Genomic DNA, 14,669 nt, shown 5'->3' on the forward strand with positions numbered 1-14,669 from the left:
GCGGACCTGAACATGATTGATTTGCCCTCAAAACTGGTTCCGGAGCCCACCCGCCACGATGAGTTTCTGCTCGCGCTAAGGGACAGGCTTCGCAACGAGGCGGACACCGAGGTCATCCTCGCTGAGACCGCCGAGCGGCTCGGCAGGCATCTGGGTGTCAATCGAGCTGGCTACGGAGAATTCGACGAGGACTGCAAGCTCTTCATTCCACGTAGTCACTGGATCGATGGCGCCGTTGTGAGCATGGAGGCGCCCGTTCCATTCGCGCTGTTCGGAAGGGGCCTTACCGCGTCGCATATGCGCGGGGAGACTTGGATACACGAGAGCCTCGAAGACGCGCATGTCGATGACGAGGCGCGGGCGATCTTCCATGAACTCGGGATCGTGGCGGCGATCACCATCCCTCTCATAAAAGATGGTCGATTGGTGTCGCTGCTTTCCGTTCAGCAAAATAGCCCCCGGCGCTGGCCCGACGCCGACGTCGCATTGGTAGCTGAGTTGGCTGAACGCACCTGGGCGACGCTCGAACGCGCTCGCGCCGAGGAAGCGCGAAGGCAGACCGAGGAGTTGCTGTCCGCCATTCTGCGCCACGCGCCGATCGGAATTTACGTCAAGGACCGAGCGGGCCGGTATGAGCTTGTGAACGAGGAAATGGCCCGTCTGATGAAGCACCCCGTCGACCAGATTACGGGCCGCACAGCTCAAGACCTGGTCGATCCCGAAGCTGCAGCCAAGATTGCCGAGGCAGACGCCGCGGCTTTCGAAGCCCGAACCCCGACCGTGCTCGAGCAGAACAGGCCTGGCCAGGATCGCTTTGAGTACAGCCTGTCGATGCGCTTACCGCTTGAGGGCAAGACAGGCAGTGGTCCGCAGCTGGCTGGTTTCGAAGTGGATATTTCGGCGCTCAAGCGCACCGAGGCGGAACTCGAACGTTCTCGGGAGGCACTTTACCAATCGGAGAAGATCACCGCACTCGGGTCGTTGCTGGCCGGTGTGAGCCATGAACTCAACAACCCGCTCTCGATCATCGTTGCCCAGTCGGAGCTTCTTCAATTGGAGGCGATGGGTTCGCCTGCGGCCGAGCGGGCTGGCAAGATCCGCCGCGCCGCGGAAAGGTCGGCTCGTATCGTGCAGACTTTCCTCGCGATGGCGAGGCAGAAACGTCCGAACCGTTCGCGCGTTGACCTCAACCAGGTCGTATCGGCGGCCTTGGAGCTTAACAGTTACGGGCTGCGGGCCAACGGCATTACCGTCCGCCAGGACCTAGCCACGGATCTACCGCAGCTGGTGGCTGATCCGGATCAGCTCCATCAGGTCTTCACCAACCTCATCGTCAATGCCCAGCAGGCGATGCAGGAAGTCGCGGGAGGCCGGCAGCTGACGCTGGCGAGTCACAAGGGGGAACGCGGCGAAACGATCTGTGTCGACGTGACCGACACGGGACTGGGTGTGCCTGAGGACATCCGACGGCGCATTTTCGAACCGTTCTTCACGACCAAGGCTCAAGACATTGGAACAGGCGTAGGACTTTCGTTTTCCCAGGGGATTGTTGAAGCCCATCACGGGCGTCTCGAGTTGCTGGAGGGCGTTCCCGGCACGACGTTCCGAGTCACCCTGCCAATTGGGAACGCCGATTCTGTGGGTATTGCGGGCGAAGAAAGCGCCGCCACACTGGTACAGGCGGACCGCCAGAGATCGGCTCTGGTGGTCGACGACGAAGTTGGAATCGCTGAGGCCCTGGCGGACCTCCTTGCACACGACGGCTACGCATGTCGCACCGTCAACAGCGGCGACGCGGCCAAGATGGCTCTTCGAACGGGGCGGTTCGATCTCGTCGTCAGTGATCTGCGCATGCCAGATATCGATGGGCCGGCTTTGTTCAACTGGTTGCTCCGTGCCCGCCCCGAGCTGATCGGGACGGTCGCCTTTTCTACCGGGGACACTTTAAGTCCAACTGCGGCTAAGTTCCTCCGGGAGTCCGGGCGACCGTACATGGAGAAGCCCTTCACGTTGGCGGCCGTTCGCCGGTTGGTGGCTGCCGTCGAGGATCGGCAAGGAAAATCACGTTGAGCGACAACAAGGCGATCGCCGTCGTGGACGACGAGGAGGACCTGCGTGGCGCGGTCGCAGCCTACCTTGGTCTGCACGGTTTCGAAGCGATCGAATGCGCCAGCGGTGCCGCGCTATACAGCGTGTTGAGTGAACGGGCCGTCGATCTTGTTGTCCTTGACGTCAATATGCAGGGTGAGGATGGCTTCACGATCGCGCGGCGTTTGCGAGCGAATGGGGACATCGGCATTGTGATGCTGACCGCGCGCGCGGAGCTTGTCGACCGGGTCGTCGGACTTGAGATCGGCGCGGACGACTATTTGACGAAGCCCTTTGAGCTTCGCGAACTCGTGGCGCGGATCCGGTCAGTGCTGCGCAGGGCCGATCGGCGCTGCGGGGGAGGGGGCGATGCAGTCCCCGAGACCGTGGATGGAATATGGGTACGAGGCCGGGGGGGGAGCCTGCGGGTGTCGGTCGACGACATCGACTGGATCGAAGCCGCTCGCGACTACGTTCTCTTGCACGCAGGGTCACGGATCCATTCCGTGCGCATGACGATGGACGAGTTGGAGAGGCAACTCGACCCAAAGCGGATGCTGCGAGTGCACCGATCGGCGTTCGTCAGGCCATCACTGATCGCTCGATTGCATCCAACTGCTCGCGGAGGCAAACTTCAACTGCGGGACGGCCAGATGATCGCGGTGGGCGCACGGCATCTCGCGAAGGTTGCCGACCTGATTCGAATTACCGACGGCGCTTAGGACCGGTAGCGCGTTCCGACCGATGTAGCTGGGCCTACGCCGGTCGGAATAGAAGCAGAGTCTTGCTTAGGGGGGATCAGCTTGCCGGACACTGCCGATAAGCACTGATCTTTGCCAGCCGCTCGAGCCTGGCTTGTTGTTCGGGAGAGGCCTGCGGGCCCGTCGCTCCTGCGCTGCCGGTATTGCGGCCGGCATCGTAGATCGCGCCATCGATGCTCTGTGTCGCCGCGCGACCGACGGCTCCGCCGACGACTCCGCTCCCCGCGACCCCGCCGACCTTCGGTACGATTGTGGAAGAGGCGAAGTTCTTCGCGAAACCCAGCAGACCGCCGCCGATTTTCTTGCCGGACTGCTTCCGCTTGAACGCCTTATCGATGTCCTTGTTGATCTTGGCCTGCTCCTTGGCAACCGCCTCGCACGACATCTCCTTATCGCCTGGCTTCGCACCGGGAGCCGCTTGTCCGATTGCGGGGTGGAGTGGCGTGACGAGCAGAAGGCCAGCGATGCCCGCAATGATCCGTGAGTGCTTCATGTTGTTCTCCTTTCCGGCACCGGCGGATCCGGCGCGCTCCGGGGTCGGTAGTGTGCGCGGCGAGGGAGCGGGTTGAGACGGGCGTGAAATGAACGTGAATGTGTGGCGGGTGATCAAGAAGTCTGCTCGTCCTAAGTTGAGCCGCCACTCGAAGACCCAGTCAGATGTTTCACTCTCGTTTCACGCTCCGGCGTTGGCTGCGGTCGCTCCCATACGGCAGGGGAACGGCCCTCAAGTTCGACTCAAGGAGAAATCTGGTGAAGAAGTGCATCTTGGCGGCCGCCGCGGCCGCAGCTTTGTTCCCTGTCATCGCGTCCGCCCAAACCGAACAATTCAGTGGCCCGCGGGCGCAGCTCGATCTCGCCTATGATCAGCTTGACGCCAACGGCGACTATTTTGACCTGCCGCAGCATTTCGACACTGCGCAACTTGGAGCCACCTTCGGTTATGATCGTGTGCTTGCACGCGGCCTGATCTTGGGTGCGGAAATCGGATTTGGCGTGCCTCTCGGCGGTCGGGAAAATGCGAAACTTGGTCTCGACACCGTCTCCGTGAAGCCGGGGCGCGAATTAACCGCAAATGTTCGCGTTGGTGCGACCGTCACTAAATCCACCCTGGTATTCGCGACGATCGGCTATTCGAATGCGGGGCTGAAGGCCACGTACACGTCGCCTGCCGGCGCGACGGAGGATCGAACCGACTACGGCGCATCGAAAGGGGGGCTGCTGTGGGGGTTCGGCGTGGAGCAGGCGATCGGGCGACGGGTGTTCGCAACTCTCGCCTTCCGGGAAGCGCGATACGGCGATTTCCCGTATGAGAAGGGTGTGAAGCGCACCCAGATCCGCGCCGGCATCGGCACGCGGTTTTGATTTAACAGGCCACGCCTCGCCGGCGTGGCCCGGTTCGCGGGTTTCACGCCGGTTTGACGCTTCGCCGTCGGGCTCCTGGACACGCGATGCGGCAGAGGCCGCGCATTGCCTCTTCCTTCGAAGGTTCATAATGATCAACTACATCCGCGCAGTGCGCTCTGGCGCGCTTTGCGCCTCGGCAGTCGTCGCTCTTTTGGCAAGTACGGCAGCTGCCCAAACAGACGATGCCGACCTGCTGGCGCCGCTCGTCGATCCCGACGCGGACTTGATCGCGCCGCTGGTAGATCCGGATGCCGACCTGTTGGCGCCGTTGGCCGACCCCGATGCCGACCTGCTCGCGCCGCTGGTCCCCAAGAAGCCGCCCAAGCCGCGGCCGGGCAAGGTCACGCACAAGGATGAAATCGAAGTCGGGCAGGAGCAGAACGGCTTCATCCTCGTCAAGCGGAAGGTGGTTGATCCCTGCGGCGTGTTCGAAATCAGCTGGGGGGGACGCAAGACCTGCCACTCGACGGAGCGCGAGAAGTGGGAGTATGTCGCCGCAGGCGCGAAGCCTCCGCAAGACGAACCGGAGGAGCTCGAAGAGGACGAGGACGACGACCTGCGGGGGCCTCTCCGCGGAGGCTCGCCACGCGGACCGGGGGGCGGGGGGAAGGGCCCAGGGGGAAGTCCCCTCGGGAACGGACCCGGCGCCGGCCCGGGTAATGGTCCCGGGCGTGGGCCGGGTCCAGGCCCGGGCCCTGGCGGACAGCCTGGAAAGGCGCCGGGCGGCAGCAAAGCGCCGGGAAATGGCGGTATTGTCGCCCCGGTCCCGGTCCTAGAGGCGCGACTCCGGGACTTCTCTGTTCGTCCGACCTCATTACGGGCCGACGCGCAGGGTCGGTTCGATATCACGCTATCGGTTCGGAACGTCGCGAAGACGAGCAAGCTGATCGCCAATGGCGACTGGACAGTGACCCTGACGGATGCCGACGGCCTGGGCTTCAGCAGTCGCGACATTTGGATGGCAGGCAGCGGGCCGGCAAAGCCCTTCAACCTGATGCCGAACGTCGCTCCGGGGGGTATCCACCATATCAGGTTTTTGCTCCAGCCGGAGCAGGTACGATCTGGCCTGATACGTCTTTCTGTTCAGCAGGCTGGCGCTGCGCCGGCGACGTTCGACATCTCCAGGCAGGCCGTCGGACGAGTTGCATCAAAGACGGCTCCGCCCATGTCCTCCACGCCCTTCGTGCCGCTGCACAAGTTCGGCGTGCGGCTCGACGGAACGCAGGCGATTGGTGGCAAGGTCGAGCTATTTTTCACGGCCCGCAACCGGACCCGCGAATTGCAATATTTAGGCGGAAGCAATCTTCGCTTCAGCGGCACGGGGCCGGGGGGCACTGTGCAGAGTCGTCCGGAGACCTTCTCGATCCGCGGCGCACGCGGGATCTCCACCGGAATGGCGCCGATTCAGCCAGGCGCCACCGCGCGGCTTCGGGTCGTGTTCGACACCGCAGGCGCGAAGGGTCCCTGGACCGTGACTGACGGCGTGAAGTCGGCACCGCTGCAACCCGCCGGCTCGGCTGTCGCGAAAGAGCCAGTCTGGTGAGCGGCCGCACGGATAGATCGACACTCTCATTTGAAGGCTAATTCGGAATGGAAAACATCATTGCGCTTCTCACATCGCCCGACGGTACCGCGTCGCGGCGCGAATTCTGGATCGGCGGAGCGGTTCTCGTCGGTGTCAACATGGTGTTGAACCTCGTTCCGATTCTGGGAGCGCTCGCGACGCTGGCGCTGCTTTATCCCTGGACCTGCCTGTCGATGGCTCGGCTGAACGACATGGGACAATCGCCGCGCGTGGCGCTGGTGCCGCTTGCCTTCTGTTCCATCGCCGCTCTGTTCGGCCTGGTGATAACGATGGGCACGTCCGATTCAGCGCTGGTCGCATCCACGCTGATGCTCGCGGGGATCACGGTCCTCGTCAGCGCGATGGCGGCGCTGGTCGCAGTCGCCTTTCTGCTCTGGCTCGGGCTCGCACCGGGCCGGCTGGAAGCCCCCGTCACCGACCGGCACGGCTGAACGCGAACACGAGGAGAATGACATGCACAACATCAACAAGGGGCTGCTCGGATTTAGCCTTCTGCTCTCCGCGTGCGGGTCGAAGCCGGATACTGGGATGCACAATCGGCAGAATGCCGCAGCGGACACCGGCGGCGTGGCCGTGAGCGCTCTGCCGAAACTGAGGCCAGGCCTGTGGCGGACCAGAATGATCGAGGGGAATCTCGCGGACGATCCTCCCGAGGACCGGTGCGTTGGCCCAGCGGACACCGATCTCCTGGGAAGTCTCGCTGGTGGAAGGGAATCGCAATGTTCCAAGCGTCAGATCTCGCGGCTGGGCGACGGGTATGCCTTCGATATCGCGTGCTCCAGCAAGTACGTGAATTCGACCGTAAAGGGCAACTTCCGCGGCGACTTCGCCCGTCATGTGACGGGCGAACTGGCGCTGGGACTGGCGGCGCCGGGCCAACGGGCGGAGACCAAGCAGTACCGCTACGAGAGCAGATATGTCGGCACCTGCACGCCCGATGAAGAACGCTGAGCGAGGCGAAAGGAAGCGCATATGTATGGAATGAAATTCCGCCGTCGCGATGCCGTTGCCCGGTCGATGCTTCTTGCGGCCGCAGTTGCTTGCATCGCTCTCGGCTACGTGCCGGTGGCATCGGCGCAGACGAGTGACAGCGATCTGTTAGCGCCGCTGGTCGATCCGGATGCCGACCTGATCGCACCGCTGACCGATCCCGATGCTGACCTGCTCGCGCCGCTGGTCCCGCAGAACGCGTTCGAAGAAGATCTTCTCGCGCCGCTTGTCCCACCCGGCGCGAACTCTGGGGGGAAGGACATGAGCGAGGAAGAGCTGATCGAGAAGGGCGCCGCCACCATCCGCGATCCGAATACCGCGCGGGACGCGCTCGCGCGTTCGCTACAATGGGCCGATCGGGAGATAGCCAAGACGCTGAAGAAGATTCCGAAGGAGGACATGAAAGGCGCTATGGAGGCAATCCGCAAGATGGACGGGATGACCGACATGCGCACGCCGCAGCCGCGCCCTGGAAAGAAGCCGCTGCCGCTCGAGATCGACATGGCGGAGCAGATGGAGTGGCAGCGTAAGCAAGAGGCTAGCAACGGCACGATGGTGCTCGTCGAGAGCCCGATGGAAGTGACCCAGTGCGGCAGCGGGGTGTGTTCGACGAGGCTAAAGATGCACTATGAACTCCAGCCGGTATCCGGAACGGCGCCAAACAACTAGCGCTGCTGCTATGGTGGGGAAGCGGGCAAAGCCCCGCTTCCAGTCTCATCGATCCGGGGTTGGGCATGCCTTGGCTGCTTGGAGCGAATTCAGGTGCTGGAGCCGCATCGCGTCCGGTATTGCCGCATTCGCCTGTTCCTGAAGCGAAACCATCTTTGCGCGCATGTCGCTCGACAGGCTTTGCTGCCGTACCGTGAGCTTTCGGTTGTCCGCCGCAACCGCCGCGCCCGCCGCGGAACCGATCACCCCGGAAACAAACCCGCCGCCTGGGACGAGGTTCGCAACGTCCGACGCCGCTGAAGCAAGGCCCTGTTTGACGGTGGTCTTCTTGTCCGTCTCGCTTACTGCCCGGCTGCCTGCCGCGCCGACCTCCGCAACCTGCGCTGATGCCTCCTCGAGCGCCGCTGCATGATGGCCGAGCTTTTCGAGCAGGACATTTACCTCTGCATCGATTTGGGCGCAGCTCAGCGTTTCATCTGCCGGCGAGCTGGTGCCGGGCGTTCCTGCCCGCGAGACGGGTACAGGGATAGTCTGCGCGGCGGTGGAGGCAGGAAGGGTGCCCAGTGCGCCTGCCGCAATCAGCGTGATCGCGTGCGCCATCGGCTTGGCTATGGATGTCATGTCGGGGCCTTTCTTATCGCAGCGCATCGCTGCCGGGGATCGCGTAGCTTTCCCTTCGGAGGGGTGGGAACGAGCGGGCGTGACTAAGCCGTGAAATGCGTTGGTCCCGGTCTATTGCCCAATTTTCCCGATCCGGGGCGGCTTGCTCGGGCAGTTTTACGGCCGGCTCACGCTGGCCGCGCGCATGCGACACGCTGGATCGCCCAGGGGACGGGCGCATGGATCGGCAGTCACGCGGCGCCGAACTACGAGAGGCCAGGAAACCAACGATGATGATGTCGATGACAAAGAAGGCGGGGTGCCGCAGGCGTTCCGCGGCGGTCACCGCGTTGCTGCTGATGACCACATGGGGCGTCCATGCCCGGGGGCAAGAGGTGCCGGCGGACCCGGATTTCGAAGCGGCGCTGCGCTCAGCCAAGCCGAGTGGAGGTCCCGCCGAAGATGATTTCGAAAAGGGGGTGGCACGCTCGGTACCTGCAGCCTCCGCTGCATCTCGCATTGGAACCAGAGGACCCTCGGGCGATCGAATGAAGATCGCGCCCGCGGGCGCCTTGCCCTCGCATTGGCGCGGCCGGAAGGGTATAGACGCCGCTGCGTGGCGTCAGGCCGAGGATGAGGCCAGGCATGGGCTATTGGACCCGCATGCCTTTGCGGAGATGGTGTTCGGGCGGTTGCCGGTGCCGCCGGGCGCGACCCCGGTGCGGTGCAGGAATTCACTCGGCCGAATCTGGTTCACGCTCGGCAAGGATGTGCCCTCCGCCGAATATGCCCAGCTGCTTGCTCAACACGAGAGGAACGGCGGTACTTTGGTTATAGGCCAGCGCAGCTTCCTGATGGAGCATTCGCGGCTGGCTGAGAAAGCAACAGCACCGATGCGCGCGCAGGTGGGCCGCTATTACGCGTCCATCAACTGGCAGAGACTTCCGGATCGAAATTTTCGCGACGTTTATGTGCCATCCGGCAATCCCGCGCGATCGCTGCGGGTCGGCATTTATCCAGATGCGTACGTCGAACAGCTAATCTGCAATAGTTACGCACCCGGCCTGAAGCTCCCGACCGGTCCGATCATGGAACTATTGTTGCCAGCGCCCCCGAACTGAGCGCCGTCGGATGCCGCAATCTTTGCGCATCATTTTCTCAAATCCGGCGCTTCGAGCCAGGATTCAAGGTGGAAACATGAAGAAATACACTCTCTTGGCCAGCACAATCGCGCTGATTTCATCGGCGGGGTTCGCGATGCAACCCTCAAACATTGCGGGCCAATGGTCGCAGGCAAGTGACGGCACCGAACTGGTACTTGCGCCCAAGTTCAAGCTGCAGCCGAATGTCGGCGTTACCTGGGGCACCAACCTCGGCGGATCGGTCGGCTATGGCTCGATGACGCGCACGACGATCGTCACCGATCCCGTACCGATGCACGTCAACCGCAAGATGCGGCTAAAGATCGAGCCTGACGGCCGGTTCGACTGGGTGATGGTCAAGGCACATCCCGAAACGCCGGGCGGCCAGTGCATCAAGATAACTCGCATCCAACGCGTCGGCCTGGCCACCCGGACGGGAAACCAAATCCGCTTCGCCATCGAAGGCGGCAAGGAGAACTGGGAGAAGACTTGCGGCGGTTCCGGTGAGGCTGCCGTCAGGCCGACGACCGAAACCTATACACTCACATTAAACGCGGCGGAGATGCGACTGACGGGGGGGCCGTCAGCCTGGATTTTCAAACGGGAATAAAAACGTGCGATCCGTGCTGGCATCCGTTATCTTCGGCAGATGCTAGTTGTCGGCGCCATGGCGGTGACCGGGTTCGCGCGAAAGGCATCATGACCAGCGGCGCATGTCAAACCCGCCCCGAAAGGCCGGACACATGCCGCCTCACCAGCGGAATGCAGAGCTTCAAAAACCCATTGCCAACGGAGGGTAGTCCACACACGGTCCAAAAGCTGCCCGACCGATATGCGCCCTCGTAGCCGCCGTTCGGCCTGGCCGCTGCGCGCCCCGAAAGCGGCCATTTGTTAGGTGATCTGGCAACGTCCGGATTTGGATGGTTTTCAGACCGACAGAAACCGGACTTATTCTGGCGATTGTGCGGTGACTGACATGGTCCATAATGAGGAGGCTCCAATGACCGACAACGCTCAAACTCGTCGCGCCGCGATGGCTGGCGCCGCGCTGACCGTGGCGTCGGCCACTTCGCTGGCGGCGCTCGCCGCACCACGTGGTACCGCAGAAGCTGGACTGGAATCCGGAGGGATCCGGGCTATCGGCGTTGAGACGGCGCGGACGAACTATCGGGGCCGCCCCGCCCTGCGCGCCATTGCGTTGGAAAACGTTTCGGGGCTCGACCGACTGGTGTTACTGAACACACCTCCGTTCAGCGACTGCACCATCGAAGGGTGGATCAGCGGCGCCCCAGCCGCCCAGGCGAGCGCCACGGCGCGAGGCTTTGTAGGCATAGCTTTCCGGGTGCGTGACGAGGCCGAATTGGAGGCGATATATCTGCGGCCGACGAACGGCAGGGCCGACGATCAGCTGCGCCGCAACCATTCCGTCCAGTACATCTCGCACCCCGACTGTCCTTGGGAACGGCTACGCGCCGAAGCGCCAGCCAAGTACGAGACCTATGTCGATCTCGAGCCTGGTCGTTGGACGCATGTGCGGATTGTGGTCCACGGCGCCCGGGCACAGCTATATGTCGATGGCGCCCAGCAACCGACTCTGATCGTCAGCGACCTCAAGCACGGCGCCGAGGCCAAGGGCGCCGTGGCGCTATGGGTCGGCCCGGGGACTATCGCCCATTTTAGCGGCGTGCGAATCAGGCCTTAAGACGCCGTGAGGATTGGCGCCTCATCGCAACGGTGACCTGATGTCTGCAACTGGGCTAGCAGAGCGCCCGCGTTAATGTGTAGCCCAAGGCAGCTCTCGATGACGCCGTTGTCATTGGAATCCGCAGCCAGGTGCGAGTACCTATTCGCCGAGACAAGCGAGTCCTGATCATAGAGGTGTAAATGCTGGTCCCAACGGTACTGCTATTGGCTGTCGCGCAAACTGCTGACACTCCTCAAACACCGCCGCGCCCGCCTTCTGAAGCTGTGGTCGCCCGGATCACCCCCGGCGACCTGTTGCAACGCCTCGATGACTTCCGTGCAAGCCTTTCCATTCGAGATCGGCGTGCGCTGGATAGGGAGCTGCCACGTAACGCAGAAGGCGGGATCGCGAAATGCGACACGACGGAGGGGAGCCGCGCATCTTGTGAGAACTCGGCATACATGTCTGCTCTTCGCAGGCTGGGGCTGATGCCAAGGTTTCAGGCAACCTCGCAACCAACCCGCGGGCCTGAATGATCCGGTCGTCTGTCGGGCGCCCCCGCCGAGATTCGGAGACGGGGAAGGGTGCGGGTCGGGCCTGGGTGCGCAACAACCCACACGGCAAGAATGGGCGGCGGCTTCATAGACAATGTTCTTTCGATGCCTACCGATAGGCGGAGACCTCACCGTTGCAGAGGCGCGGGCCAGGGAACGTTACCTCAAAAGCCTGGCGGTCAGGGGCATAATGCAATCCTTTTGAATCGCTGGTCGATCAGTAGGGTGAAATGCTGCAGGGCATGTGCGCCGACCAGCAGCTCGGGATAGCGATCCGAAACCCGCACCTCCACGTCCGAGAGCGAGACCGCTCCGATGCGGAACGGACCCTTGACCATCGCCTTGCCAGTACTGACCACCGTATTGGTCAACTTGCCTTCGACAGCCGACTGGACGGCACCACCGCCAATACGATCGAACAGCGTCCCGGGGAGCACGAAGGATACGTTGGCACCCGTGTCGAGATTGCCTTCCGTCAGGGTGTCGCCGATCCTTACCGGCACGCGGAAAGCCCGCTCGTAATACAGGACGCCGTTAATGGTGTCGGATAGGGCGATGGCGCGGGTGAAGGTCAGTCGGCGGCTGGATAGTCGATCACCAGCAGGCCATCGCCGAAAAACTCGCGCCCGAGGATACCCGAGAACGCCGCTTCGGGAGTGAGCTTGCTGCTATAGTCCCGGGTTGCAACTTCAAGATCGCGCCGAACGAAGCCGCCGAGATCGACGGACCGCAAGCGGACTGTCTTGATCTCCGCCGTCGCCACCCCATCCGACGTGTGACCCGATCCTGTCACGGGTATGCCCAAGGTGGCGACCAAGCCGGCATCGGCACGCCCGATGCCGCTCGCGCCGGTATCGACGGCAAAGACGAACGGCCCTTTATCATCGACCTTCGCGGTGACGTAGATGCAACCGTCCACGACGCGAAACGGCACACTCAGCGCTGCACCGGTTGCGGCCCGTCGCGCCAGTGCACAGGCTTTGGAGTCTTCCGGCTTGATTGCAGAAGCTGGCGTCACGAGACTGGCCGCGACGGCCGCGGCCACAGTCGCCGCCCGGAAAATCGATGGATGAATGTTTTTGCTGGTCTCATGTGTATTAACAGAGCAATACACAGCATTGTTGCATATTCAATACCGGAACGAGGGTGGGCGATGGCAGTGACGAAGCGAAAGCGGGCCTGGCAACGGGCGACGAGCCTAGGCGTGACTTTGGGCGCCATGCCGGCGCTGGTCGCGTGCGCGTCTCCTGCAATGGCGCAGGTGCCAGCGCCGCCATCCGCGACCACCCCGACCGGACAGGCGCTCGATACCGCCCTTGACGCCTATCTCCGCGCCGCGACGCGGAACGAGCAGTTCTCCGGGACGGTACTGCTGGCGCGCGGCGGCAAGCCGGTGTTCGTGCGCAGCTACGGTATGGCGAATTATGAGCTGGGCGTGCCGAATGGCGCGGATACGGTTTATCGCCTCGCATCTGTCACTAAGCAGTTCACCGCACTAGCTGTCATGCAGCTTCAGGAACAGGGAAAGCTCCAGGTCGACGATCCGATTTGCCGCTATCTGACCGATTGCCCGGTCGTGTGGCAACCGATAACGATCCGCCAGTTGCTGAACCACACCTCGGGCATCCCCAACTTTTCCAGCCTGCCCGAGTGGGACGAGATGCTGTCGCGGCGCGACTATAAGCCCATCGGCCTGGTGGCGCTGTTCCGTGATCTGCCGCTCAAGTTCGCGCCGGGCGAGAAATATGACTATTCCAATTCCGGCTACCACCTGCTCGGTCTCATCATCGAGCGCGCCTCGGGGATGGGCTGGGGCGAGTATGTGAAGCAGCGCATTCTCGTGCCGCTCGGCATGACGCATAGCGGCGACGACAATACCCGCGCGCTGATCCCGCATCGCGCGTCGGGCTATTATTCGCTCGGCACCACCTTCATCAACGCGCCAATCATCAGTCGTACGGTTGGCTATGCCGCAGGGGGCCTATATTCGACGGTGGGCGACCTGCTGCTTTGGGATCGCGCGCTGGTGCCCGGCAAACTGGTCGGCCAGGCGTCGCTCGACGCGATGTTCACGCCCGCCAAGAGCAACTACGGCTTCGGGTGGCGGATCGCCGAGCGGTTCGGCCGACGCGAAATGGACCATTCGGGCAGCGACAATGGTTTTTCCACCTACATCATCCGCTTCCCGGTCGATGGCCTCACTGCCATCGTGCTGAGCAACAGCGACCGCGCGTCGGCCGGCAAGGTCGGGAACGCGATGGCCGCGATCGCCTTCGGTCAGCCGGTGACGCTGCCTGTCGCACAGCTCCGTGAGATCCTCTGGGACCGGATCGATCGCGGCGGCGTTGCCGACGCCATTGCCCACTATGGCGAACTCAAGCGATCAGGGGCGAAGCTCGATTTCAGCGACGACGCGCTGGTGGGGCTGGGATACGACCTATATGAGGCGCACCGCTATACGGATGCCAAGGCGATCTTTCGCTTCAACCTGACGGTTTATCCCAAGTCGGCCTACAGCCATGACGGGTTGGCGGACATCGCGGTCGCGGAAGGCGATCCGAAACAGGCGATCATTCTGTTCCGGCAGTCCCTGGCGCTCGATCCGACGAACAACTATGCCAGCGACGCCCTGAAACGGTTGCAAGAGCCGGTTCGCCCATGACCGGTCACCGGCATCGTATCCGCGTCGCCCAAGCGAAGGTATGTGACGATGAATCTGCGAAGACTTGCCGTACCTTGAGCATTTCCGGGCTTGTGTGCGGGCCTGTCCTCGCCGCGTCCACGTCGAAACAGTCCCTATGCCAAGGTCAAGGCAGCGGGCGAGGCCATCGCCGGCTACCGCGCCCGGCGCGCTGCAGGCGCGAAACCTGTCAGTCTGCTCCCGGTCCAAGAGACGACTGGCTGCCTGCTAGCGAAAGCTGCCGGGCAGAAATGCGCTCCAGTTGCGGTCGTACCAGCCTGTGAGGCAGGAACCTGAAAGCGGTCCTTTGTTCAGGCTATCTAATTTCACCTTAGTGGCCTGCGCCAGGGGCGGTCGGTGTTGAAGCGATGCGCGATGTGGAGCAGGATCGGGGTCTTCTGGGCCTCGGTTACGGTCTAGGTGATCGTGCTTCTGTGCAGCCCGGTGGCCGTGGCAACGTCGATCGGCGGGTTGACCGAACAGGTCCGTAGCCGCCGACGCAGGTTGCGGGA

General features: G+C 63.0%; 15 protein-coding genes. 11 read left to right on the forward strand and 4 right to left on the reverse strand.

Annotated elements, in window-relative coordinates; translation table 11 throughout:
- Nucleotides 1–12 precede the first annotated feature (12 nt).
- Nucleotides 13–2,070, forward strand: a complete 2,058-nt coding sequence (locus AAHM44_RS13755) for an ATP-binding protein (RefSeq protein WP_342250336.1) — start codon at nt 13–15, stop codon at nt 2,068–2,070.
- On the forward strand, nt 2,067–2,810 hold the full coding sequence (locus AAHM44_RS13760) for a LytR/AlgR family response regulator transcription factor (protein WP_342250337.1): 744 nt from the start codon (nt 2,067–2,069) through the stop codon (nt 2,808–2,810). Before AAHM44_RS13755 ends, AAHM44_RS13760 begins: the two co-directional genes overlap by 4 nt.
- Nucleotides 2,811–2,886: 76 nt before the next feature.
- On the opposite strand, the gene AAHM44_RS13765 is transcribed toward AAHM44_RS13760, so the two are convergent.
- Nucleotides 2,887–3,342, reverse strand: coding sequence for a hypothetical protein (locus tag AAHM44_RS13765; protein ID WP_342250338.1), 456 nt, complete (start codon nt 3,340–3,342; stop codon nt 2,887–2,889).
- Between the two features lie 257 nt (nt 3,343–3,599).
- Here AAHM44_RS13765 and AAHM44_RS13770 point away from each other — a divergent pair, with 257 nt between their 5' ends.
- The 5 genes from AAHM44_RS13770 to AAHM44_RS13790 all read left to right on the forward strand — a co-directional run bounded on the left by AAHM44_RS13770 (nt 3,600) and on the right by AAHM44_RS13790 (nt 7,497).
- Nucleotides 3,600–4,211: an outer membrane protein gene (locus AAHM44_RS13770; protein ID WP_342250339.1), complete on the forward strand. Its 612-nt coding sequence runs from the start codon at nt 3,600–3,602 to the stop codon at nt 4,209–4,211.
- A 130-nt stretch (nt 4,212–4,341) separates the two neighbouring features.
- Nucleotides 4,342–5,796, forward strand: a complete 1,455-nt coding sequence (locus AAHM44_RS13775; protein WP_342250340.1) for a hypothetical protein — start codon at nt 4,342–4,344, stop codon at nt 5,794–5,796.
- Nucleotides 5,797–5,843: 47 nt separating this feature from the next.
- Entirely contained in the window at nt 5,844–6,269 is a 426-nt protein-coding gene (locus tag AAHM44_RS13780; RefSeq protein ID WP_342250341.1) for a hypothetical protein, read from the forward strand.
- A 22-nt stretch (nt 6,270–6,291) separates the two neighbouring features.
- Nucleotides 6,292–6,789, forward strand: coding sequence for a DUF3617 domain-containing protein (locus AAHM44_RS13785; RefSeq protein ID WP_342250342.1), 498 nt, complete (start codon nt 6,292–6,294; stop codon nt 6,787–6,789).
- A 66-nt stretch (nt 6,790–6,855) separates the two neighbouring features.
- Entirely contained in the window at nt 6,856–7,497 is a 642-nt protein-coding gene (locus AAHM44_RS13790) for a hypothetical protein (RefSeq protein WP_342250343.1), read from the forward strand.
- A gap of 45 nt (nt 7,498–7,542) precedes the next feature.
- Here the strand turns inward: AAHM44_RS13790 and AAHM44_RS13795 are convergent, their stop codons facing one another.
- The gene (locus AAHM44_RS13795) at nt 7,543–8,118 is read right to left on the reverse strand and encodes a hypothetical protein (protein ID WP_342250344.1); all 576 of its coding nucleotides are present in this window, start codon (nt 8,116–8,118) and stop codon (nt 7,543–7,545) included.
- Between the two features lie 269 nt (nt 8,119–8,387).
- Between AAHM44_RS13795 and AAHM44_RS13800 the strand changes: the two genes are divergently transcribed.
- From AAHM44_RS13800 to AAHM44_RS13810, 3 genes are all read left to right on the forward strand, one after another.
- A complete protein-coding gene (locus tag AAHM44_RS13800; RefSeq protein ID WP_342250345.1) occupies nt 8,388–9,218 on the forward strand; it encodes a hypothetical protein in 831 nt (276 codons plus the stop codon).
- A 76-nt stretch (nt 9,219–9,294) separates the two neighbouring features.
- Nucleotides 9,295–9,849, forward strand: coding sequence for a hypothetical protein (locus AAHM44_RS13805; RefSeq protein WP_342250346.1), 555 nt, complete (start codon nt 9,295–9,297; stop codon nt 9,847–9,849).
- A gap of 390 nt (nt 9,850–10,239) precedes the next feature.
- The gene (locus AAHM44_RS13810; RefSeq protein WP_342250347.1) at nt 10,240–10,941 is read left to right on the forward strand and encodes a hypothetical protein; all 702 of its coding nucleotides are present in this window, start codon (nt 10,240–10,242) and stop codon (nt 10,939–10,941) included.
- A gap of 715 nt (nt 10,942–11,656) precedes the next feature.
- Here the strand turns inward: AAHM44_RS13810 and AAHM44_RS13815 are convergent.
- Together AAHM44_RS13815 and AAHM44_RS13820 are read right to left on the reverse strand one after the other, a co-directional pair.
- Complete coding sequence (locus AAHM44_RS13815) at nt 11,657–11,980, reverse strand: aspartyl protease family protein (RefSeq protein WP_342250348.1); 324 nt, start codon at nt 11,978–11,980, stop codon at nt 11,657–11,659.
- A gap of 68 nt (nt 11,981–12,048) precedes the next feature.
- Nucleotides 12,049–12,522 (reverse strand): aspartyl protease family protein, encoded by a 474-nt coding sequence (locus AAHM44_RS13820; RefSeq protein WP_342250349.1) that lies wholly within the window; start codon nt 12,520–12,522, stop codon nt 12,049–12,051.
- Between the two features lie 108 nt (nt 12,523–12,630).
- Between AAHM44_RS13820 and AAHM44_RS13825 the strand changes: the two genes are divergently transcribed.
- Nucleotides 12,631–14,139, forward strand: coding sequence for a serine hydrolase (locus AAHM44_RS13825; RefSeq protein ID WP_342250350.1), 1,509 nt, complete (start codon nt 12,631–12,633; stop codon nt 14,137–14,139).
- Nucleotides 14,140–14,669: the final 530 nt, after the last annotated feature.

Source organism: Sphingomonas sp. OTU376 (assembly GCF_038440415.1).
In the GTDB taxonomy this organism is placed as follows: Bacteria; Pseudomonadota; Alphaproteobacteria; order Sphingomonadales; family Sphingomonadaceae; genus Sphingomonas; species Sphingomonas kyeonggiensis_A.